Genomic DNA, 21071 nt, shown 5'->3' with positions numbered 1-21071 from the left:
ATCTTACGCAGAGTTTAGGATTTGGTTCAAAATAGCGACAGCTGGACGTCATTGGCCTCGCCTTTTGCGCGTGCGGGCGGCGTGAACAGGTCCGTGCGCAACCGGAGATGGCGCCGCGCGAGGTTGAGGCGTCGCGCCGCGAGTTCGAATCGGCGCCCGATCGTCCAGGCGACGACGCCCTCGCCGGTCTGGCGCACGCCCCAGCCCGAATCGTAGAGCTTTCCGCCGCGGGTCTCGCGCACCAGCGACAGGATGCGCCGCATCTTGGCGGGGTGGCGCTCCAGCAGCCAGTCGGAGACGAGATCCTTGATCTCGTTCGGCAGGCGCAGCAGCACATAGCCGGCCTCGGTCGCGCCGGCGGCGTGCGCGGCTTCGAGCAGCCGGTCGATCTCGTGGTCGTTGAGCGAGGGAATGATCGGGGCGGTCAGCACCGTCACGGGAACGCCCGCCTGCGCGAGCTTCGCCACTGTCTCGAGGCGCTTGGCCGGGGTCGGGGCCCTCGGCTCCATGTCGCGGGAGAGCGCGGGGTCGAGCGTGGTGATCGAGATCGCGACCTTGGCGAGCCCCTGCGCCGCCATGCGGGCCAGAATGTCGAGGTCGCGCGTCACGAGCGCCGACTTCGTCACGATCCCGACCGGATGGCGCGCCTCCTCCAGCACCTCGAGGATTTTTCGCGTCAGCCGGTGGGTGCGCTCGATCGGCTGGTAGGGGTCGGTGTTGGTCCCGAGCGCGATGGTGCGGGGCTTGTAGCTCGCCGCCGCGAGCTCCCGGCGCAAAAGGTCCGCGACATTGGGCTTGGCCACCAGCTTCGACTCGAAATCGAGCCCGGGCGAGAGGCCGAGAAACGCGTGGGTCGGCCGCGCGAAGCAGTAGACGCAACCGTGCTCGCAACCGCGATAGGGGTTGATCGAGCGGTCGAACGCGATGTCGGGCGACTGGTTGCGGGTGATCGCCGTGCGCGCGGTCTCGAGCGTCACTTCGGTGCGGAAGTCCGGCAGCTCCTCGCCGGTCTCCCAGCCGTCGTCGACCTCGACGCGCGCATAAGGCTCGAACCGGCCGCTCGCGTTCGTCGTCGTGCCCCGGCCGCGCCGGCGGGAGCGGTCGATCGGAAGCGGCTCGACCTCGGACGCCGCGGGCTTCAGCGAGGCGCCGGAAACCGGCGCGGCGTTCTGGTGCGGGAAAGCGAGCTTCAGGGCTGCGGTCATCTGCTGCCTCCAGTGCCTGCGGGGTCGTGGCGGTCCCGAAGCTAGGATCGACGTCAGAACAAATCAAGAACATTCATCATCGTTCCGTTTTGAGACGCCGAGGGGCAAAACCGCAACGGACAGAAGGCTTCTGGCATGCTAGCGATCTGACATGTTGAGCGTGGTGATACCCACCCGGAACGACGAAGCGAGGCTCGTGCCGACGCTCGCGGCCCTTGTGCCCGGCGCGGCCGACGGCCTCGTTCGCGACGTCGTGGTGACGGACGCCGGCTCGACCGACGCCACCGTCGAGATCGCCGACCTCGCCGGCTGCGACGTGATGCAGGGCCGGCCCGACCGCGGCTCGCGCCTCGACGCCGCCGCCCGCGCGGCCAAGGGGCCGTGGCTGCTGTTCCTCGAGCCGGGCGTCGTGCTCGACGAAAGCTGGCGCCATGAGGCGCGCCAGTTCGCCGACGCGCTGGAGCGCACGGGCGAGACTGGCCGCCGCGCCGCGACCTTCAGCTTCGGGCAGGACGGCTTCGGCCGGCAGGCGCGGATGGCGGAGGTCTCGGCCGCGCTGTCGCGGCTGCTCACCGGCCTGCCGCGGCCCGAACAGGGGCTGCTGATCCACAAGAGCTTCTATGAAAAGACCGGCGGTTTCCGTCCGCTCGCCGTGATGGCGGAGGCCGATCTCGTCCGCCGCATCGGGGCCGGGCGTCTGACGCGGCTGCGCGCGCGCGCGCTTGCGCCCGCAGGCGCGACGCCGAAGGAGCGGTCAGGCGGCCTGAAGTCCGCGCTGTGCGCCGGCCTGCTGATGCTGCGCGTGCCGCCGAGCCTGCTCGCGCGGCTCTACTGAGCGTCAGCCCCGGAGCGTCGCCGGGTCGGCCGCCAGCAAGGCCTCGATCCGCCCGCGCAAGTCTTCCGGAAACACGACTTCCAGCTCGTGCGGGTCTTCGAAGCGCCACCAGCGCACGGCGTCGCGAAGCACGATCAGGTAGAGCTTGAGTTCGCGCTCCGGCAGGCGCGGCAGGCGGTCGTGCACCAGGATGATCTTGCGGTCCGACATCCAGCCGAAATCGCAGAGGCAGTCCAGAAGACCGTCCCAGTCGAATCCGAAGTCGCGGGGGAACCACAGCGATTTCGAGAAGACGGCGAACAGTTCGTCCTTGGCGCTGATGTCGCCCGGAAGCCGCCAGTAGAACGAGCGCCCGTTGATCCGGCCGCTGAGGTCGGGTTCGAAACGGAAGGTTTCGAGGCCCGGGCGCATCGTTCAGGCCCCGCCTTGCGGCGGGGCCGCGCCCTTGAGCTTGCCGCGCTTCAGGTGTTCGTCGAGCCGGGGAAGGATCTCGACGAAGTTGCAGGGGCGGTGGCGATAGTCGAGCTGCGCCTTCAGAACCCCGTCCCAGGCGTCGCGGCAGGCGCCGGACGAGCCCGGCAGCACGAACACGAAGGTCTTGCCCGCGACGCCCGCGGTCGCGCGCGACTGCAGCGTCGAGGTTCCCACGGTGCCCTTGGAATAATCGTGGAAGAGGGCCGAAAAGCCGTCCATGCGCTTCTCGAACAGAGGCTCCAGCGCGTCCGGGCTCAGGTCGCGGCCGGTGAAGCCGGTGCCGCCGGTGGTCAGCACCACGTCGGTCGCCGGATCGGCGACGAAGCCCGAGACCGCCGCGCGCAGAGCCTCGCGGTCGTCGCGCACGATCTGCCGTCCCGAGACGCGATGGCCGGCCGTCTCGATCCGCTCGCGAAGCGTCGCGCCGGACTTGTCGTCGTCCGGTCCGCGCGTGTCCGACACGGTCACCACCGCGATGCCGAGCGGCACGAAGGGGCGGTCCTCGTCGATGCCTGCCATGGTCGCAACCTTTCGCCGAGTCGAACCGGATAATACCGCATTTGGGCGACGGCGCGACCAATGCGCGCGGGTCGCGCTTTCGTGAGGAGCGCCGGCGCCGGGGAAGCACGGCTTGCGCAGGCGCTTCGAGCCGCCATCTCCTTCAGGCCAGCACTTACGCATCCGGGCGCGCGAATTCCATGATCGGTCCTGCGGTTTCCTCCTTCGATCCCCGGCCGGCGTTCTGATGGGCGCGCGGGCGGTCCGTGTCGTGGACTGGACGTCGCGCGGTTGCCGGGTCGCGCTCGCGGCCTCGCTCGTGGTGGTCGCGGTCGGAGCGGCGTCGGACCTCGGCTACACCGTGCCGCTCGAGGTCGCGATCGAGCGCGGGCTCGCAGAGGCCGCCCCGGCGGAGCGTCTCGAGGCCCGCGCCCGCGCAGCGCTCGAGGCCGACGACGTCGATCTCGCCCGCGGCTTCGCGGATCTCGGCCAGCAGCTCGGCCGGCCGCTTACAGCGGAGACGCTCGCTCGGCTTTCGGCCGCCGAAGCGCCAGCCGCCGTCGCCATGCGCAACGCCCGCGGCGCGGCGCGCGGCTTCGCCACCGGCGAGATTGACGGGACGGCCTCGCTCGCCGGGGCGATCGCGGCCGACCTGACGGTGATCGGCGACCTGCGCGATCTCGCCCGCGAAGGCGTCGCGCGCGCCAAGGGCGAGGAGCACAGCGACCTCATTCTCGGCCTCGCCGCCGCGGGCGTGGCGGTGACGGCCGCGACCTATGTGAGCGCCGGCGGCGCGGCGCCGGCGCGCTTCAGCCTGTCGGTGCTCAAGGCCGCGCGGCGCACCGGCGCGATGACGGCCGAGTTCGCCGCCGATCTCGGCCGCCGCTTCGCCAAGGCGGCAGGGCGAACCGCCGACGCCGCTCCCGAAGCGAGCCGCGGCGCGCGGGCGCTCGGCGCGCTGTCGGGCCCGGCCGCGGATCTGCGCGCGGTCGGCTCGGCGGTGGGAACGGCCGAGACCGTGCGGATGATGAAATATGTCCGCACCGTCGACGACCTGCCGGATCTGCGCCGCTTCGCGGAGCGCTTCGGCGCGCGCTCACGCGCGGTCGCGGAAGTGATGGGGCGGGCGAGCCTGCGGGCGTTCCGCACCACGGTGCGCTTCGCCGAGCTCATCGCCAAGCACCTGATCGCGATCGCAATGTGGCTCGGCGGGCTGCTCGCGGGCGCGGTCTCGAACGTCGCGTGGCGGGGCGTGCGGTTCTTCGCGGCGCGGGTGTAGCGCGACCCTTGTCCCGGACTTGATCCGGGACCCAGAACCGAAACGCTTTCTCGCCTAAGCGCCGCCGCTCGCCGTGTTCTGGTCTCGCCGCAACGGTTCCGTGTCCCGGATCAAGTCCGGGACAAAAAATGTGGCTCGGCGGGCTGCTCGCGGGCGCGGTCTCGAACGTCGCGTGGCGGGGCGTGAGGTTCTTCGCGGCGCGGGTGTAGCGCGACCCTCGTCCCGGACTTGATCCGGGACCCAGAACCGACACGCTTTCTCGCCTAAGCGCCGCCGCTCGCAGCGTTCTGGTCTTGCCGCATCGGTTCTGGGTCCCGGATCAAGTCCGGGACAAGAAAGGCGGCTCGGCGGGCTGCTCGCGGGCGCGGTTTCGAACGTCGCGTGGCGGGGCGTGAGGTTTTTCGCGGCGCGGGTGTAGCGCGACCCTTGTCCCGGACTTGATCCGGGACCCAGAACCGACACGCTTTCTCGCTCAAGCGCAGCCGCTCGCAGCGTTCTGGTCTCGCCGCATCGGTTCTGGGTCCCGGATCAAGTCCGGAACAAGAAAGGCGGCTCGGCGGGTTGCTCGCGGGCGCGGTCTCGAACGTCGCGTGGCGGGGCGTGAGGTTCTTCGCGGCGCGGGTGTAGCGCGACCCTTGTCCCGGACTTGATCCGGGACCCAGAACCGACACGCTTTCTCGCTTAAGCGCCGCCGCTCGCAGCGTTCTGGTCTCGCCGTAACGGTTCTGGGTCCCGGATCAAGTCCGGGACAAGAAAGGCGGCGTCGTCTCAGTACTCCACCACGCCGTCGAGGGCGTAGTGCTTGATCGTCTTGCGGTTGGCGATCAGCTCGTCGATCGTCGGCTCGCTCGCGAAGGCGCGCTTGATGGCGAGCTTCATCGCCTCGTAGTTGGTCCGGTAGAGGTCGGCCTTGTCGAGGTTTTCGTCCTCGGCGCAGCGCAGGTCGAGCCAGATCGTCGCGACGATACAGATGTCCTCGACGATCTCCTTCGGGATGACGCCCTCGATCACGCTGTCGAGCACGCCATCCGAGATCGCGCCCTGAACCACGCCGCCGAGCAGGTCGACGTATTCGGCGCTCGGGATCGTGACCTTCGAGGTCATCATGGTGGCGGGCTTCACGAGCTGGTTGAGGTCGCGCACCGCGAACATGCAGGTGTGGCCGACGCTCTGGGCGAGCATCGACGCGAAGGCGTGGCCGACCGGGCCGCTCTTCAGGCCGATCACGATCTCGGGCATGGCGTCGGTCGCCTGGCCCTCGGCCGCGAGCACGGTGGCCTCGCCGGTCAGCATGGTGAGATCGGTCATCGAAGTCTCCTGAAGGAAGGGAAGGTCACTGGCCCGGCGCGTCGGCCCAGAAGCCGCGCTCGTCGCGGCAGCGGAGGCACCCGTTCGCGACGCCGAAATGCATGCCGGTGATCTCGAGGTCGCCGGCGTTCACGCGCTCGGCGAGCCACGGGAACGTCATGAGGTTCTCGACGGTGACGTCGACGCAGGCCTCCTCGGCCGCGCTCTGGCGTTCCTCGCCCTGAAGCGCGGGATCGACGTGCGCGCGGGCGCGCGCGGCGATGTCCATCCAGCCGGCGACGAAGTCCTGGGCTTCCGGCGGGGCGCCGTTGAACAGCGCGTTGACGCCGCCGCAGCCGGCATGCGCCAGCACGACGATGCGCTTCACCTTCAGCACCCGCACCGCGAACTCGATCGCGGCGCTCGCGCCGTGGTGCCGCTGGTCAGGCGCGTAGGGCGGCACGAGAGCCGCGACGTTTCTCAGCACGAACAGCTCGCCCGGCGCGGCGTCGAGGATCTGCTGGGGGTCGACGCGGCTGTCGGAACAACCCACCACCATGACCTTCGGCGACTGGCCCTTGGCGAGCCGTTCGAACCGGCGCTGCAGCTCCGGCCAGGCGTTTTCGCGGAACCGGCGGTAGCCGTCGAACAGCGCGTCGAGCGAGCCGGCGGCCGGCTCCGGACGTTCAGTTTCGCCCATCTGCTCTCTCCTGATGTTTCAGCGCGCCTTTCGGCGGCGACCGATCATGCCGGCCGGCCGCCGTCAAGGCGCGATCATTGTGGAGCGCCCGCGACATCTGCGCATCCTCGCCCAAAGGCCGAGGGAAGACGGCGCGCGGCTCAGCAATTCGTCACGAGCGCGCGCGAACGCCTTTCCACGCGCCTGCGGGGGCTTATTTGGATGCGTTCAAAACACGCGCCGCTATCGAAAGCGACCATGGCCGCGACCGACCTCGACGCCGAAGCCGCCTGGGAGGCGGTCCGCGCCGCCCGCCACGGCGCGACCGTGCCGGCGGCGCTCAGCCGCCATCCGCTTTGCGAGGCGCTGCTGCCGGTCGCGACCGCGCGTTCGATCGTCGTCGCCCAACTCGGCCAATCGCTCGACGGCCGCATCGCGACGGTGACGGGAGCCTCGCACTTCATCAACGGTCCCGGCGGCGTCGAACATCTGCACCGCCTGCGCGCGCTGCTGGACGCCGTGCTGGTCGGCGTCGGCACGGTGCTGGCAGACGACTGCCGGCTGACCGTGCGGCGCGTCGAGGGCGCGTCGCCCGCCCGCGTCGTGCTTGATCCCGCCGGGCGCGTTCCCGACGACGCCAGCATCTTCGCCGACGACGGCGCCCGCCGCCTCGTCATTCGCGCCGAGGGCGCGCGGCGCTCTCAGGTCCAGGGCGTCGAGACCGTGCATCTGCCGGTGACCGCCGGCCAGATCGCGCCCGGCGACGTCGTCGCCGCGCTCGCCCGCCGCGGCTTTCGCCGCGTCCTGATAGAGGGCGGGGCCGACACGGTCTCGCGCTTCGTCTCCGCTGACGCGGTCGATCGGCTCCACGTGATGGTCGCGCCGCTTATCGTCGGCTCCGGCCGGCCGGGCCTCGCGCTTGCGCCAGTCGCCGAGCTCGTCCATGCGCGGCGGCCCGTCACGCGGAGCTTCCCGCTGCCCGGCGGCGACGTTCTGTTCGACTGCGACATGCGGCGCGAGGCCGAAACCCTGCGACACGACCAGGAGAGCGCCCATGAGCGAGCGAACGCCCGCGGCGGGTTATTCGCCGGCCGCTAGGGCGCTGCACTGGATCGTGGCGGCGCTGGTGATCGCGCTGATCGCGGTCGGGATCGGCCGCGGCTACATGCCCAAGGGTCCGGAGCGCGACGTCGTCACCATGCTGCACAAGGCGACCGGCGTCGTGGTGCTGGTCCTCATGTTCCTGCGCATTCGCCTGCGGCTCGCCGATCCGCCCCCGCCGCCCGACCCCTCCACGCCCGCCTGGCAGGCGGCGGCGAGCGGCGTCGTGCATTGGGCCTTCTATGCGCTGCTGATGATCATGCCGGTGCTCGGCTGGGCCGGTTCGAACGCGCTCGGCCGGCCGGTCAGCATGTATGGCCTGTTCGACCTTCCGACGCTGACGGCGGAGAACAAGCCGCTCGGAGAGGCGCTCTACGGCTGGCACGAGGGCCTCGGCTACGCGCTGCTGGCGCTCGTCGTGCTCCATGTCGGGGCCGCGCTCCATCACCGTTACGTCCGCAAGGACGCCGTCCTGTCCCGCATGACGCTTGGAGGAGCGCGATGAGCGACGCCGCAATTCCTGCCCCCGCCGCTGGCGGCTACCGGACTCCGGCGAAGATCCTGCACTGGACGGTGGCCGTCCTGGTGCTCGGCATGATCCCGGTCGGGATCTCGCTCGAGAGCCTGCCCAAGGGCCCGATCCAGGACGGGTTCTACGCCGCCCACAAATCCACGGGCTTTCTCGTGCTGGTCCTGATGCTCGCCCGGCTCGCCTTCCGGCTGGCCGCGCCGCCGCCGCCTCCCGAGCCCTCGCTCGCGGGTTGGCAGGTCGGGGTGAGCCATGCGGTGCACTGGACGCTCTATCTGCTGCTTCTTGTGATGCCGGTAATCGGCTGGGCCGGCTCCAACGCCTTCGGCGCGCCGGTCTCGGTCTACGGCCTGTTCACGCTGCCCGACATCGCCTCGAAGAACGAAGACTTCTCCAAGACGCTGCTGGGGATCCACGGCACGATGGGGCTGATCGCCGGCGCGCTGATCCTGCTTCACATCGCGGCCGCGCTCTATCACCGTTTCGCGCTGAAGGACGCCGTGCTGGCGCGGATGACGACCGCGCCGGCTGAGACGGACTAGGGAAAGGGCGCTGCGCCTATCCCGGCTGCAGCAGCAGATCCTCATGCGCGACCCCGACGCCGCTCGCCGCATGCTCAAGCCGGAAGGCGAGCCACTCGCCGAGCTCCGGTCCGTCCGGCAGTTCCGCGATCGCCTGCGCCATGTCGCTGGCGAGCCGTCGCGTGAGCGCCTCATCCGCCTCGTCGAGGCGCCACGGGCTTGGCGAGGAGAGGCAGGCGAGCCCCGCCGCTCGACCGATCTCGGCGAGCCCGAGCGCCGCTCCCGGCCCCATGGCCGGTCCCAGACCCTTGTCGCGAAGCTGGTGGCGGTTGAAGGCCTCGAGCGCCGCCGCGTCGAGCCGATGGGCTGGCGAAAACCGCTTCTCGCCGGCATAGACCAGCGGCGCGTAGAGCGGCTTTCCGGAGGCGGCGAGCCGGGAGACGAAGGCTTCGGTCCAGTCATGGCCTGCGAGATCGAAGAACGCCGAGGCGGTCACGAGATCGGCCTCCGCCGCCGCCGCAGGCAGCGGATCGGCCGAGAGGTCCCGGGCGAGCGTCATGACCTCGATTTCGGTCGCGGTCTTCTGGAGGAGAAGACGGCCGCCCGCGTCGGACGAGGCGTCCGCCCATTTCGAAAGCCGCGTGCGGGCGTGGGCCAACAGCCCCTCGTCGGCGTCGACCAGCGTCCAGCGTTGCTTCGGGCCAAGCCGCGGGCTGAGCGCCCGGAGCAGCGAACCGGAGCCGGCGCCGAGATCCGTGACGGAGACGGTCTCCCGGCCGGCGAACAGCGCGGCGATGCGCTCCAGCGGTTCGTTCGCCAACGATCTGTGGTCGGCGGGCTCGCGCAGGTCGAGCCAGTCCGGATCGAAGCCGCTCACGTCGCCGCCGCAGACGGCAGGCCGCGGTCCATGAGGTGCTCGAACACGTCCGCGCACTGGAACCAGCGCGGCAGGCGGGCGGCGCGGGTGCGGGCCGCGTTCGAGGCGCGGGCGCGCGCGCCGGGATTGTCGAGCAGCGCCCGCAGCGCCTGCGCTAGCGCGTCGACGTCGTCGGGCTCGACCAGCGCCCCGGCGCGCTCGGACATCAGCGCCGCCGCGGCCTCGCAACGACCGGCGATCACCGGCAGGCCATGCGCCAGCGCCTCGGCGACCGCCATGCCGTAGCCCTCGAAGCGCGAGGGCAACGCGAAGACGTCCGCGCCGTCGAAGACCGCGGAGAGGCCCGCCTCGTCCACGGCTCCCAGAAGCTCTGTCCGGTCCGAAATCCCGAGCGACGCGATCTCTCCCCTCAGGGCGTCGGCGCAGGCGGGGGCGCGGTCGAGCGCGCCGGCCACGACCCAGCGCCACGGCAGGTCGGAGAGCGTCGCGAGCGCCCGTGCGAGCGTCGCGTGGTTCTTGCGCGGCGTCACGGCTCCGACGCTGAGCACCACGGGAACCTCGCCGCCGCCCTTGGCGCGGGGCTTGGGATCGACGCCGGGCTCGGCGACGCGCACCCGGCGGCCGTCGAGGCCGAAGCGCTCGACGAGGATCGTGCGGGTCGCTTCGCTGGTCGCGATCACGAGCGCCGCCGCCGCGAGCGCCGCGCGTTCGGAGGCCTCGAGCCGCGCGGCGTCTTCCGGCGACAGGCCGGTTTCGAGCGCGAGCGGATGATGGACGAGCGCCGCGACCGGACGGCCGAGCGCGACGATCCCCTCCGCCGGCAACGCCCCGTAGGCGAGCCCGTCGACCACGAGCGTCGCCTCGGCGGGCACGCCTGAGAGCGCCTTCAGCGCGCCTGCGATCGAGGCGTCGCTCGGCGCCGGGAAGTTGTCCGGGAGCGAGAGCGCCCGCGCCGCCTGTCCGCGGCCTGTCAGTTCGGCGATCACCCGGGCGTCGTAGCGATAACCGCCGGTCGGGGCCGCGATGTCGCCCGGGACGGCGAGGACGAGCTCAGCCATGCGCGCCTGCCGGCCCCTCGAACCAGGCTCGCGCGACGTCGCTTTCCTGCAGCGTCACGCGGATCTTCTCCACCCCGCCGGCATGCGCGCCGAGCCGCCCGTCCCTGAGCGCCGCCGCCATGCGGTCGAAGATCAGGCGGCTCAGGAACTCGGTGGTGGTGAGCTTGCCCTTGAGCTCCTCCACCTCGTCGAGATTGGCGTAGTTCAGGGATTTGAGCGCCGCCGCGAGCTCCTCGGTCGCGCGCCCGATGTCGACCACGATCGAATCCGGGTCGAGCTCCTGGCGGAAGAACGCGACGTCCACCACGAAGGTCGCGCCATGCAGCTTTTGCGCGGGTCCGAACACCTCGCCCTTGAGACTGTGGGCGATCATGATGCGGTCGCGGACTTCGACGGCGTACATCTCAAAACTCCAGAACTCTCAAGGGTAAGTCAGCACGACGCCGAGGCCGTCTGCGCCGGGCGCGAGACGCTCGGGCAGCAGCGCCGGCGCCTCGCCAAAGGGGATCTCGACGTCGATCAACGCGTCGAGGCGCGGGTCGGCGGCAAGCAGCTCGAGCGCCGCGGCGAGCCTGCGCCGATGGCTCCAGCGCGGCCGGCGCGACGGCGACACCTGCCCCACCTGCGACGACAGCAGCTTCAGGCGCTTGGAATGGAACGCGCGGCCGAGCGGCGCCGCGACGTCGTCGGAGCCGTGCCAGCTCATCTCCACCACCGCCGCCTCCTCGCCGGCGGCCGCGAGCGCGGTGGCGAGGCCCGCGGCGGTCGCGCTGGTGTGAAGCACGACGTCGGCGTCGCGCGGAGCCTCGGCCGGCGTCGCGAAGGCCGCGCCCAGCGTCTCGGCGATCGCGCGGCGGCGTTCGTCGACGTCCACCACCGTCACCTGCGCGCCAGGAAGACCCGCGGCGAGCGAGGCGGCGAGGAGGCCCACGATCCCGCCGCCCACCACGACGATGCGGTCGCAGGCGCCGGCGCCTGCGTCCCAGAGCGCGTTGAGGCTCGTCTCCATGTTGGCCGCAAGCGTCGCGCGCCGGGGCGGCAGGCCGTGCGGCAGGAGGTGGAGGACGGCGGGAGGAGCGACGAACGCCTCCTCGTGCGGATGGAGGCAGAAGACGAGGCGCCCGACGAGATCGCGCGGACCGTCCTCGACCCGGCCGACCGCGGCGTAGCCGTACTTCACGGGTCCGGGAAAGTCGCCCTCCTGCCGGGGCGCGCGCATCCGGAGCCGCTCGCTTTCGGGCACGCGGCCGTCGAGCACGAGGCGTTCGGTGCCGCGGCTCACCCCCGAAAACAGCGCGCGCACGACAGCTCCGTCGCCGGCCGCGCCGAGGGCTGCGCCGTCGCGCAGCTCGACCCGTCCGTCGCCGAGATACCAGAGGGCGCGAGGAGCTCCTCCGCCCGGACCGTTGCCGCTCGCCTGCATGCGCCTAATTGGTGGCGGGGTCGCGCCGGTTGGACGACCGCCTGACGTGTTATAGGGGCGCCGTCGAAAGCCGCCATAAGCGGCCCGGCTCAAACCGAAAGCGTGACATGCGTTCTAGCCTCGATCTTACGCCTGCGTCCTCCCCGGAAGACCCTGAGGACGCGGAGCGATCCGCCGACTCGACTCCCACGGGGTCGCAGGCGGCGTGGTCCCTCAGGACGCGTCGAATCATTTTCGCGACGCTCGTGCTCGCGACAGTCGCGGCGCTCGGATCGGCCTTCTGGACGGTGCTGGCGGTCGACGGCTGGACGATTCCCGAATTCGTGATGCTCGGGTGCTTCCTGATCTCGGCCCCGTGGATCGTCATCGGATTCTGGAACGCGCTCGTCGGTTTCTCGATTCTGCGCTTCGCCCCGGACCCGATGCGCGTCGTCGCGCCCTGCATCGCGGACACGCCCGCCGACAGCCCGATCGACGCCCGCGTCGCGGTGGTGATGTGCGTGCGCCACGAGGATCCCGCCCGCGTCGTGCGCCGCCTCGACGCGGTGACGCGCAGCCTCGACGCGACCGGCTGGGGCGGGCGCTTCGACGTCTTCGTGCTGAGCGACAGCCAGAAGCCCGACGCCGTCGCCGAGGAGGAGGCCACGATCTCCCGCTGGCGCGAGAGCCTCGCGCGGCCCGAGCGCGTGACCTACCGCCGCCGCACCTCCAACGAGGGCTTCAAGGCCGGCAACATCCGCGACTTCGTGCTCGACCAGGGCGCGGCCTATGACGTGATGATCACCCTCGACGCCGACAGCGTCATGTCGGGCGAGGCGATTCTGCGGCTCGTGCGCGTCATGCAGGCCAATCCCAAGCTCGGCATCCTGCAGAGTCTCGTGGTGGGTCTGCCGGCCCGCACGATTTTCGCGCGCGCCTTCCAGTTCGGCATGCGCGCCAGCATGCGCTCCTACACGATGGGCGCGGCCTGGTGGGCCGGGGACAACGGCCCTTACTGGGGCCACAACGCCGCCATCCGCATCGCGGCCTTCCGCGACCACTGCCGGCTGCCGACCGTGCCGGGCGGCGCCCCGCTCGGGGGCGCGGTGCTGAGCCACGACCTTTTCGAGGCCGTGCTGATGCGAAAGGGCGGCTACGAGGTGCGCGTGCTGCCCGAAGAGGGCGGCTCGTGGGAGGACAACCCCGCCTCGCTGCCGGAGTTCCTTCGCCGGAACCTGCGCTGGTGCCAGGGCAACATGCAGTATCTGCGCCTCATCGGCTCGCCCGGCCTGCCGTTCCTCGGCCGCGTGAACCTGATGATCGCGATCCTGATGTACGCCGGCGCGCCGGCCTGGATCGTGTTCATGGTCGCAGGCGCCGCCCAGGCCTGGGATCCGCCCGTGGTGATCGGCGGCGGCGGCGACGATCCGTTCCCCTGGACGCTCAGCACCGCGCTCGTCGTCATGATGATGCTGGTGCTCTTCGCGCCCAAGATCATGGGCTATCTCGACGTGCTGCTGCAGCCGGCCGAGAGCCGTCGCTATGGCGGGCAGGGCGTGTTCGCGGCCGGCGTCGCGGCCGAGGTGACGTTCGGCATGCTGTTCGCGCCGATCGTCTCATTCTCGGTGACCGCGTTCCTGCTGCAGCTCTTCGTGCTGCGCAAGCCCCTCGGTTGGGAGGCGCAGGACCGCGACGGCCGCCGCGTGCGGTGGAGCGAGGCCATGCGCCTGCTCTGGCCCGCGACGCTGTTCGGCGTTGCGCTCGCGGTCTCGCTCTGGCTGACGGCGCCCGACGTGCTGCCCTGGGCCGCCCCCGTGCTGATCGCCTATATCTTCGCCGCGCCCTTCACGGTGATGACCTCGATCGACGCGCCGGACGCCGACGCGCCGCGCTTCCGTCTCGTGGCGATTCCCGAGGAGATGGACACGCCGGTCGAGGTCCGGGCGGTGAGCGCCGGGCCGGAGGACGCGGCGGGCGCGGGTTACGCCCCGCCGATGTCGCCGTTCCGCTTCGACGCGGAGCCCAAGCGCGCGGCCTACTCGGCGGCGGCCGAGTAGCGCTGCAGCAGCGGCGCCTGCGCCATCGCGAAGATCAGGGTGATGGGCATGATGCCCCACACCTTGAACGCGACCCAGAAATCGGTGGTCTGCGTGCGCCAGACCACCTCGTTGACCACGGCGAGGAACACGAAGAACCACGCCCAGCGGGTCGAGAGCTTCATCCAGCCCTGATGGGTGAGGTCGAAGGCCTGGTCGAACACGATCGCGAGCAGCGGCTTGTTGAACGCGACGCCGCCGAACAGCGCGCCGGCGAACAGCAGGTTCACGATCGTCGGCTTGAGCTTGATGAAGAGCTCGTCCTGAAGCGCGAGCGTCAGCCCGCCGAACACCAGCACCACGGCGCCCGACACCAGCGGCATGATCGGGATGCGGCGGGTGAGCGCCCAGGAGATCGAGAGCGCCACCACGGTCGCGACCATGAAGGCGCCGGTGCCGACGAACAGCCCGCCGCGGGAGTTGGCGACGAAGAACACCACGAGCGGCCCGAGCTCGAGCGCGAGCTTGAGCAGCGGATTGACGGCGCGACTCTGGTCGAGGGCCTTGGTCATGCGCGTTTCCTTTGCGCCCGCATGGCGGGCTGATCAACCCCGATGACCGCGCGCGCGATGCGTGCGGCCCTCAGCCTTTCGTCTCTGGCGCCGCCCTGCGGCCGAAATCCGGCGCCGCGGTGTCCTGGCCCTGCTCGATGATGCCGCGGCGGATCGCGCGGGTGCGGGTGAAAAGCTCGAACAGCTTGTCGCCTTCCGCCCAGCGGATCGCGCGTTGCAGCGCCGTCAGGTCTTCGACGAAGCGCCCGAGGATCTCGAGCACCGCGTCGCGATTGTTGAGGAAGATGTCGCGCCACATCGTCGGGTCGGAGGCCGCGATGCGGGTGAAGTCGCGGAAGCCCGAGGCCGAGTACTTGATGACCTCCGACTGGGTCACGTCCTCGAGGTCGGCCGCCGTTCCCACGATGTTGTAGGCGATCAGATGCGGCACGTGGCTCACGATCGCGAAGACGAGGTCGTGATGCTCGACGCTCATCGTGTCGACGTTCGCGCCCATGCCTTCCCAGAAGCCGCGCAGCTTCGCGACATCCGCCTCGTCGGCGGGAGACAGCGGCGTCAGGATCGCCCAGCGGCCGTCGAAGAGTTCGGCGAAGCCCGCGTCCGGTCCGGAGTCTTCCGTGCCGGCGATCGGGTGGCCGGGGATGAAGGCGGCGTGGGCGGGAACGTGCGGGCCCATGTCGCGCACCACCGCGCCCTTCACCGAGCCGACGTCGGTGAGCACGGCGCCGACCTTGAGCTTCGGGCCAACCTCCGCCGCCACCGCGCCGCAGACGCCGACGGGGGTGCAGACGACCACGAGGTCGGCCTCCGCGACGGCCTCGGCCGAGGTCTCCAGAACCGCGTCGAACAGGCCGAGGTCGCTTGCCCTGGCGCGCACCGAGGCGCTTGCGTCGGTGGCCACGATCTCGGCCGCGAGCCGGCCGCGCCGCGCCGCATGCGCGATCGACGAGCCGATGAGGCCGACGCCGATGATCGCGACGCGTTCGAAGATCGGTTCAGCCACGGGACTTGCCCGTGAACTCGGCGAGCGCCGCAAGCACGGTCTCATTGGCTTCCGCCGAGCCGATGGTGAGCCTGAGGCAGTCGGGAAGCCCATAGGCCCCGACGGCGCGCAACACGAGGCCGCGCGAGGTGAGGAACGCGTCCGCGTCCGCGGCCGTGCGGCCGGCGTCCTTCGGAAAGCGGATCAGGATGAAGTTCGCGACCGACGGCGCGACCTCGAGCCCGAGCGCGCGCACGCCCTCGGTGAGCTTCACGAGCCATTCCGAATTGTGCGCGACCGCGGCGTCGAGATGCGCCCGGTCGGCGACCGCCGCCGCGCCCGCCGCGATCGCGGGCCCCGAGACGTTGAACGGCCCGCGGATGCGGTTGAGCGCGTCGACGACGCCTTCGGGTCCGTAGAGCCAGCCGATGCGAAGGCTCGCGAGCCCGAACACCTTCGAGAAGGTGCGCGTCATCACGACGTTCTCCGACCCCGAGACGAGCTCGATGCCCGCCGCGTAGTCGTTGGCGCGGACATATTCGGAATAGGCCGCGTCGAGCACCAGCAGCGTCGACTTCGGCAGCCCGGCGTGCAGCCGCTTCACCTCGTCGAACGGCAGGTAGGTGCCGGTCGGGTTGTTGGGGTTGGCGATGTAGACGATGCGGGTCCGGTCGGTGACGCGCGCGAGCAGCGCGTCGACGTCGGTCGTGAGGTTGGTCTCGGGCGCGACCACGGGCGCGCCGCCGGCCGCCAGGATCGCGATCTTGTAGACGAGGAAGCCGTGCTCGGTGAACAGGCCCTCGTCGCCCGGCGCGAGATAGGCCGAGGCGAGCAGCGACAGCAGCTCGTCGGAGCCCGCGCCGCAGACGATGCGCTCAGGGTCCAGGCCGTGGGCGCGCGCGATCGCCTCGCGCAGAGCGCTCGAGCTGCCGTCCGGATAGATCTCGAGGGAGCCGGCGGCCTCGCGGAACGCCGCGATCGCCTTGGGGCTCGGGCCGAGCGGGGTCTCGTTGGACGACAGCTTGTGCAGCTTCACGCCCGCCGGCGCCCTGGACTTGCCGGGCACATAGGCGTCGATCGCGAGCGCGCCGGGGCGAGGGGTGGGGGCGGTGTCGGTCGTCATCGGTTCGGAGAGCGTCATGGAGTCGATCGTTTCTGCGGCGTGCGTCCCGCCGCGAGGCGCGGCGCGTCAGGCGGCGAGCGGCGAGGCGTAGCCGCCGAGCCTGCGGGCGTGTTCGGCCGGGGGCGTCTCGCCATGGGCGGCGGCCAGCCGCAGCAGCCGGCCGTTGCGCTTCACGCTCGCGAGCGTCTCGGCTCCGTCGTCGGGCGCGGTCTCGCTCTCGTGCTCGATCGCCCAGACGGTGGTCTCGGAGGCGGCGGCCTCGCCGAGCGGGCGCGCCACCACGAGGGCGGGCGCGGGCGCAGGATGGCTTCCGCGCGCCAGGAACGGCAACCGCGCCATCACCTGCGGGCCGCCTTCGCCGCCAAGCGCCTCCCACCAGGCCGATCCCGGCTCGGCTGAGATGCGCACGAGGCCGAGGTCGCCGGTCGAGCCCGCCACTGCCTGGATCACCCGCTGCGGCGTGCCGTGGCCGACGAGCGGCACGTCGAAGCCGAGGTGGAACCGCGCGAGGTCATGCATGCCGAGCGCGTCGGAGCCCTGCTCGACATGGACGGTGAAGGGCGACTGCACATGGGTGAAGGTCGCGATGATGGTGCGCCAGAGATGCTCGGCGGTGGCGAGCGGCAGGCGTCCCTGATGGCGGGCCGCGAGGCGGCGCATCATGTCGGCCTCGCGCTGGGGCCGGAACGCCGAGCCGGTGGCGGCCGTGCGCTTGATCTCGATCAGACGGTCGATCACGGCCCCGCGCTCCATGAGCAGCAGGTGCATGGCCTCGTCGATCCGGTCGATCTCGCGGCGGATCTCAGAAAGCGTGTCGGGCTGTGCGTCGGTCATGCGCTGCGGTCCAGGCGGAGGACCGCGCGCCTTTCAGCTGCCGATCCGGACGGGAAGCGCGCCTTCATAGACGAAGGCGGGCGCGAAGGCCAAGCGGATGGCGGAAGAATGCGAAGGGACCGCGGCGCCGTTCAGTGCGCCTTGGCCGCAGCCGAACCCTTGTGGTTCTCGTCGGCCGCCGGCGCGTCTTCGTCTGCGACCTCGTCGGTCTCTTTGGTGTGGTTCTTCTTGTGCAGCGCGTGCGACTTCGCCTCGATGTAGTGCGCGTGGTCGCTGACCCAGTCGGAGAGCGCAAGCAGGATGCCGGAGGCGACGAACACAGCGTGGACCACGACCATCCACCAGAGATCGCGGTCGGCGATCTCCTTGATGTCCATGAAGGCCTTGAGGAGCTGGATGGCCGAGATCGCGACGATCGAGGCGAGAAGCTTCAGCTTCAGGCCCGAGAAGTCGATCTTGCCCATCCATTCCGGGCGCTCGCTCTGGTCGGCGAGGTCCATGCGCGACACGAAGTTCTCGTAGCCCGAGAAGATCACCAGCAACACGAGGTTCGCCGTCAGCGACAGGTCGATCAGCGACAGGATGCCGAGGATCGTCTCGCTCTCGGTCGCGACGAAGACGCGCTCGATGAAGTGCAGCAGCTCCTGCGCGAACTTCAGCAGCAGGACGACCAGGCCGACCACGAGGCCGACATAGAACGGCGCCATCAGCCAGCGGCTGGCGAACAGCCCCCGCTCCAGCTTGCGTTCGAAGACGTTGCTCTTGCGCGCCTGTGCCATGGAAAGCCGCATGACACGGCGCGAGCCGCCGGGCAAGGCGCCCGACGGCCGCAGGCCGCTGATTGTCTAAAAGTCGCGGCCTGGTCCTTAGGCCGCGACGCCGGTCGGGATCGGGCACGCGACGCCCGTGCCCCCGAGGCCGCAATAGCCGCCGGGGTTCTTGGCGAGATACTGCTGGTGGTAGCCCTCGGCGAAGTAGAACTCGGGCGCGTCGAGGATCTCGGTCGTCACCGCATCGAGGCCGCGGGCTTCGAGCGCCTCGCCGTAGCGGGCGGCCGTCTCCTCGGCCGCGCGTCGCTGCGCGTCGTCGAAGACGTAGACGCCCGAACGGTACTGGGTGCCCATGTCGTTGCCCTGGCGCATGCCCTGCGTCGGGTTGTGGCTCTCGAAGAACAGCTTCAGCAGCGCCTCGTAGGAGGTCTTCGCCGGATCGAACACCACGCGCACCACCTCGTTGTGGCCGGTGCGGCCGGAGCAGACCTCCTCATAGGTCGGGTTCGGCGTGAAGCCGCCGGCGTAGCCGACCGCGGTCGAGATCACGCCCGGCGCCTGCCAGAACGCGCGCTCGGCGCCCCAGAAGCAGCCGAGGCCGAACATCGCGATCTCGGCGCCGTCCGGGTGCGGGCCCTTCAGAAGCGAGCCGTTGACGTGGTGGCGCTCGGCGGTGGGAAGCGGCGCGTCGCGGCCCGGCAGGGCCTCCTCGCGCGTCGGCAGTTCGAGGGACTTGCGGAGGAATCCGAACATCGGGCGTCTCCTTGGCTGGAAATGGATCTTCCCCTGATACGCCGCCGAGGGCTCCGGCGTTACGGCGCGACGCCGACGCGGCGGCGTCTGCGGCGGCCGATCAGCATGAACACGACGCCGATCACCGCGAGCACCGCGCAGGTCGGCTGCGCGAGGATCCAGTCGACCGGCGCCTGCGCCATGCCCGCCGACTGCCGCAGGCTGGCGAGCGTCTCGGGCGAGGCCGCGGCCCAGCTCGTCTCGGTCGCCGTGAAGGCGACCGCCCCGGAGGCGATGGCGCGGGTGCCGTCGATCACCAACGCCACGAAACCGGCGGCAAGAACGAGAAAGCCAAGCAGACGGAACAGGAAGCGGATCATGAAGGCGTCACATGGTGTCGGGAGGGGCGTTTGGCGAGGCGCCGCCCCTTTGGGCCGGCGGCCCGGAGGATGCGACGCCGGCCGGGCGAGGGCAATGCTTCGTCGTCGCCCTGCGGCCTTTGATGTTTCGCCGCGTTCCCGCACTTGTCCGGCGCAACGCGGTTTGCTAGGTCGAGCGGCTCCGGAGGGGTGGCCGAGTGGTTGAAGGCGCACGCCTGGAAAGTGTGTATACGGGAAACCGTATCGCGGGTTCGAATCCCGCTCCCTCCGCCATATATTCCTATTCCGACCGCAGCATAAATTGCTGATTTTATTACCGAATTAACCCTCGGTAACGCTGGGGCGTTTACCCTCAGCGCGTTTTCGCAATACATTGCGTCGTACAAAACGAGGTACACGCGATGGCTCAGGACATCATCGTTCTCCGCAATGGCGGATGGTCGCTCTATCGGCGCGTCCCGAAGCGGTTCGAGTCCGTCGAGCCGCGCAAGCATGTCCTGAAGAGCCTGAAGACTGATTCCCGCAGCGTCGCGGAGCGCAAGGCGGCGGCCGTGTGGTCGCATCTCGTAGAAGGCTGGGAAGCCCGCCTTAAGGGGCAGTACTCCGACGCCGAACGGCGCTTCGAAGCCGCTCGCGACCTCGCGGGCCATCTCGGCTTCAACTTCCTCCCCGCCGATCGCGTGGCGGCCCTGCCGCTGGAAGAGCGCGCCCGGCGCGTGCGGGCCACGATCGTGAACGGCGAACCGGACCCGCTCGCGGCGGCGGCGCTGCTTGGCGGCGTGCCCGAGGCGAAGATCACGGTGACGAAGGCGCTCGATCTCTACTGGATGCTGGCGAAGGACAAGACGCTCGGCAAGTCGGCGGACCAACTGCGGCGCTGGGAAAACCCACTGAAGAAGGCCACGGCCAACTTCGTCGCGCAGATCGGAGACAAGGCCCTCGCGGACATCACGGGAGACGACATGCTCGACTTCCGCCAGTGGTGGCTTGAACGGCTGGAGACGGGCGGCCTCACGGCGAACAGCGCCAACAAAGACCTCACGCATCTCGCGGTCGTCTGGCGCACGGTCAACAAGATGAAGCGGCTGGGACTCGTGCTGCCGCTCTCCGATCTGTCCTTCAAAGAAGGCGAGCGACGCGCCCGGCCGCCCTTCGACGTCGAGTGGATCAAGACCCGCCTGCTGAAGCCCGGCGCGCTCGACGGCCTCAACACGGAAGCTCGCACGATCGTGCTGGGAATGGTCAACACCGGCTATCGCCCGAGCGAGGGCGCGGGGCTGCTGCGCGAGCATATCCGGCTGGAGGGGAAGACGCCGCACATCTCGATTGAGCCCGTAGGGCGGCAGTTGAAGAACGAGACCAGCAAGCGGCTCATTCCTCTCACGGGCGTGTCGCTGGAAGCATTCCGGGCCTGCCCGGGCGGCTTCCCGACCTACGCGGGCAAGGACAAGATCAGCGCGACCGTGAACGCCTTCCTTGCCGACAATGGGCTGAAGCAGACGCCCAAACATTCGCTCTACAGCCTCCGACACTCGTTTGAGGACCGCATGCTCACGGCCGGGATAGACGAACGCATCCGCCGCGACCTCATGGGCCACAGCCTGGGGGGACGGGAGCGCTACGGCGAGGGCGGCGCGCTGGAGCACCGGGCGGCGCTGCTCAAGAAGATCGCCCTCTAGATCAGCGCTGGTGCGGAGAGCCGCCGGGCAAGGCGGATTGCCGCCTCACGCTTGCGGGCTTCGGCTAGGTCGCGCTCGAACGCCTCGAACACCGGCACAAGCAACGGGTTCGTGGCCGTGTATTCGGCCACGATGTCGCGAAGCTCTTCGATCTCTTCAGCAGTCATGACGCACCTTTCCCGCGTCGCCCGGAGGCGAAACGGCAGGTTGATGGGGGC

At 70.4% G+C, this 21071-nt stretch carries 24 protein-coding genes and 1 tRNA gene; 8 read left to right on the top strand and 17 right to left on the bottom strand.

Features of this window, described 5'->3' with window-relative positions; translation table 11 throughout:
• Positions 1-26 precede the first annotated feature (26 nt).
• Positions 27-1205 (bottom strand): PA0069 family radical SAM protein, encoded by a 1179-nt coding sequence (locus ACFOWB_RS02085; protein ID WP_378145407.1) that lies wholly within the window; start codon positions 1203-1205, stop codon positions 27-29.
• 151 nt (positions 1206-1356) lie between these two features.
• Here ACFOWB_RS02085 and ACFOWB_RS02080 point away from each other — a divergent pair, with 151 nt between their 5' ends.
• On the top strand, positions 1357-2040 hold the full coding sequence (locus ACFOWB_RS02080; RefSeq protein WP_378145405.1) for a glycosyltransferase: 684 nt from the start codon (positions 1357-1359) through the stop codon (positions 2038-2040).
• A 3-nt stretch (positions 2041-2043) separates the two neighbouring features.
• On the opposite strand, the gene ACFOWB_RS02075 is transcribed toward ACFOWB_RS02080, so the two are convergent.
• Both ACFOWB_RS02075 and moaB read right to left on the bottom strand, forming a co-directional pair.
• Complete coding sequence (locus ACFOWB_RS02075; protein WP_261401548.1) at positions 2044-2451, bottom strand: barstar family protein; 408 nt, start codon at positions 2449-2451, stop codon at positions 2044-2046.
• A gap of 3 nt (positions 2452-2454) precedes the next feature.
• A complete protein-coding gene (moaB, locus tag ACFOWB_RS02070; protein ID WP_261401549.1) occupies positions 2455-3033 on the bottom strand; it encodes a molybdenum cofactor biosynthesis protein B in 579 nt (192 codons plus the stop codon).
• 226 nt (positions 3034-3259) lie between these two features.
• Between moaB and ACFOWB_RS02065 the strand changes: the two genes are divergently transcribed.
• On the top strand, positions 3260-4291 hold the full coding sequence (locus ACFOWB_RS02065; protein ID WP_261401550.1) for a hypothetical protein: 1032 nt from the start codon (positions 3260-3262) through the stop codon (positions 4289-4291).
• Between the two features lie 768 nt (positions 4292-5059).
• Here the strand turns inward: ACFOWB_RS02065 and fae are convergent.
• Together fae and ACFOWB_RS02055 are read right to left on the bottom strand one after the other, a co-directional pair.
• The gene (fae, locus tag ACFOWB_RS02060; RefSeq protein ID WP_378145402.1) at positions 5060-5599 is read right to left on the bottom strand and encodes a formaldehyde-activating enzyme; all 540 of its coding nucleotides are present in this window, start codon (positions 5597-5599) and stop codon (positions 5060-5062) included.
• Between the two features lie 25 nt (positions 5600-5624).
• Positions 5625-6278, bottom strand: coding sequence for a carbonic anhydrase (locus tag ACFOWB_RS02055; RefSeq protein ID WP_378145400.1), 654 nt, complete (start codon positions 6276-6278; stop codon positions 5625-5627).
• 237 nt (positions 6279-6515) lie between these two features.
• Here ACFOWB_RS02055 and ACFOWB_RS02050 point away from each other — a divergent pair, with 237 nt between their 5' ends.
• Genes ACFOWB_RS02050 through ACFOWB_RS02040 form a run of 3 tightly spaced genes read left to right on the top strand, consistent with a single transcriptional unit; the run spans position 6516 to position 8429 of the window.
• The gene (locus ACFOWB_RS02050; protein WP_378145398.1) at positions 6516-7355 is read left to right on the top strand and encodes a RibD family protein; all 840 of its coding nucleotides are present in this window, start codon (positions 6516-6518) and stop codon (positions 7353-7355) included.
• On the top strand, positions 7312-7863 hold the full coding sequence (locus ACFOWB_RS02045; RefSeq protein ID WP_378145395.1) for a cytochrome b: 552 nt from the start codon (positions 7312-7314) through the stop codon (positions 7861-7863). Before ACFOWB_RS02050 ends, ACFOWB_RS02045 begins: the two co-directional genes overlap by 44 nt.
• On the top strand, positions 7860-8429 hold the full coding sequence (locus ACFOWB_RS02040) for a cytochrome b (protein ID WP_261401554.1): 570 nt from the start codon (positions 7860-7862) through the stop codon (positions 8427-8429). The genes ACFOWB_RS02045 and ACFOWB_RS02040 overlap by 4 nt, the downstream gene beginning before the upstream one ends.
• A gap of 16 nt (positions 8430-8445) precedes the next feature.
• On the opposite strand, the gene ACFOWB_RS02035 is transcribed toward ACFOWB_RS02040, so the two are convergent.
• The 4 genes from ACFOWB_RS02035 to ACFOWB_RS02020 are packed head-to-tail and all read right to left on the bottom strand — an operon-like array spanning position 8446 to position 11766.
• Positions 8446-9285, bottom strand: a complete 840-nt coding sequence (locus tag ACFOWB_RS02035) for a class I SAM-dependent methyltransferase (RefSeq protein ID WP_261401555.1) — start codon at positions 9283-9285, stop codon at positions 8446-8448.
• Entirely contained in the window at positions 9282-10343 is a 1062-nt protein-coding gene (locus ACFOWB_RS02030; RefSeq protein ID WP_378145392.1) for a glycosyltransferase, read from the bottom strand. The genes ACFOWB_RS02035 and ACFOWB_RS02030 overlap by 4 nt, the downstream gene beginning before the upstream one ends.
• Positions 10336-10746 carry a 6-pyruvoyl trahydropterin synthase family protein gene (locus ACFOWB_RS02025; protein WP_261401558.1) on the bottom strand — a complete coding sequence of 137 codons (411 nt, stop codon included), beginning with the start codon at positions 10744-10746 and terminating at the stop codon, positions 10336-10338. Before ACFOWB_RS02025 ends, ACFOWB_RS02030 begins: the two co-directional genes overlap by 8 nt.
• An 18-nt stretch (positions 10747-10764) precedes the next feature.
• Positions 10765-11766, bottom strand: a complete 1002-nt coding sequence (locus ACFOWB_RS02020) for a zinc-dependent alcohol dehydrogenase (protein ID WP_378145390.1) — start codon at positions 11764-11766, stop codon at positions 10765-10767.
• 107 nt (positions 11767-11873) lie between these two features.
• On the opposite strand from ACFOWB_RS02020, the gene mdoH reads away from it, so the two are divergent.
• Positions 11874-13802 carry a glucans biosynthesis glucosyltransferase MdoH gene (gene mdoH / locus ACFOWB_RS02015; protein WP_378145388.1) on the top strand — a complete coding sequence of 643 codons (1929 nt, stop codon included), beginning with the start codon at positions 11874-11876 and terminating at the stop codon, positions 13800-13802.
• Here the strand turns inward: mdoH and ACFOWB_RS02010 are convergent.
• The 7 genes from ACFOWB_RS02010 to ACFOWB_RS01980 all read right to left on the bottom strand — a co-directional run bounded on the left by ACFOWB_RS02010 (position 13781) and on the right by ACFOWB_RS01980 (position 19174).
• On the bottom strand, positions 13781-14353 hold the full coding sequence (locus tag ACFOWB_RS02010; protein ID WP_261401561.1) for a septation protein A: 573 nt from the start codon (positions 14351-14353) through the stop codon (positions 13781-13783). The two genes, mdoH and ACFOWB_RS02010, sit on opposite strands and share 22 nt — an antisense overlap.
• Positions 14354-14423: 70 nt before the next feature.
• Positions 14424-15356: a prephenate/arogenate dehydrogenase family protein gene (locus ACFOWB_RS02005; RefSeq protein WP_378145386.1), complete on the bottom strand. Its 933-nt coding sequence runs from the start codon at positions 15354-15356 to the stop codon at positions 14424-14426.
• Positions 15349-16458 carry a pyridoxal phosphate-dependent aminotransferase gene (locus tag ACFOWB_RS02000; RefSeq protein WP_261405766.1) on the bottom strand — a complete coding sequence of 370 codons (1110 nt, stop codon included), beginning with the start codon at positions 16456-16458 and terminating at the stop codon, positions 15349-15351. The genes ACFOWB_RS02005 and ACFOWB_RS02000 overlap by 8 nt, the downstream gene beginning before the upstream one ends.
• A 66-nt stretch (positions 16459-16524) precedes the next feature.
• The gene (locus ACFOWB_RS01995; RefSeq protein ID WP_261401562.1) at positions 16525-17292 is read right to left on the bottom strand and encodes a chorismate mutase; all 768 of its coding nucleotides are present in this window, start codon (positions 17290-17292) and stop codon (positions 16525-16527) included.
• Positions 17293-17423: 131 nt separating this feature from the next.
• Positions 17424-18071 carry a TIGR00645 family protein gene (locus tag ACFOWB_RS01990; RefSeq protein WP_261405767.1) on the bottom strand — a complete coding sequence of 216 codons (648 nt, stop codon included), beginning with the start codon at positions 18069-18071 and terminating at the stop codon, positions 17424-17426.
• An 87-nt stretch (positions 18072-18158) separates the two neighbouring features.
• The gene (msrA, locus tag ACFOWB_RS01985; RefSeq protein ID WP_261401563.1) at positions 18159-18815 is read right to left on the bottom strand and encodes a peptide-methionine (S)-S-oxide reductase MsrA; all 657 of its coding nucleotides are present in this window, start codon (positions 18813-18815) and stop codon (positions 18159-18161) included.
• Positions 18816-18874: 59 nt separating this feature from the next.
• Positions 18875-19174, bottom strand: a complete 300-nt coding sequence (locus ACFOWB_RS01980) for a hypothetical protein (RefSeq protein ID WP_378145383.1) — start codon at positions 19172-19174, stop codon at positions 18875-18877.
• 183 nt (positions 19175-19357) lie between these two features.
• Here ACFOWB_RS01980 and ACFOWB_RS01975 point away from each other — a divergent pair.
• Together ACFOWB_RS01975 and ACFOWB_RS01970 are read left to right on the top strand one after the other, a co-directional pair.
• Positions 19358-19447, top strand: a tRNA-Ser gene (locus ACFOWB_RS01975).
• 128 nt (positions 19448-19575) lie between these two features.
• Entirely contained in the window at positions 19576-20853 is a 1278-nt protein-coding gene (locus tag ACFOWB_RS01970; protein ID WP_378145381.1) for a DUF6538 domain-containing protein, read from the top strand.
• On the opposite strand, the gene ACFOWB_RS01965 is transcribed toward ACFOWB_RS01970, so the two are convergent.
• Complete coding sequence (locus tag ACFOWB_RS01965; RefSeq protein ID WP_261401566.1) at positions 20850-21020, bottom strand: hypothetical protein; 171 nt, start codon at positions 21018-21020, stop codon at positions 20850-20852. The genes ACFOWB_RS01970 and ACFOWB_RS01965 overlap by 4 nt on opposite strands.
• Between the last annotated feature and the right edge of the window lie 51 nt (positions 21021-21071).

The sequence above is a fragment of the Chenggangzhangella methanolivorans genome (genome assembly GCF_042648545.1).
GTDB lineage: Bacteria > Pseudomonadota > Alphaproteobacteria > Rhizobiales > Methylopilaceae > Methylopila > Methylopila methanolivorans.
This window is presented reverse-complemented; position numbering and strand designations above follow the sequence as displayed.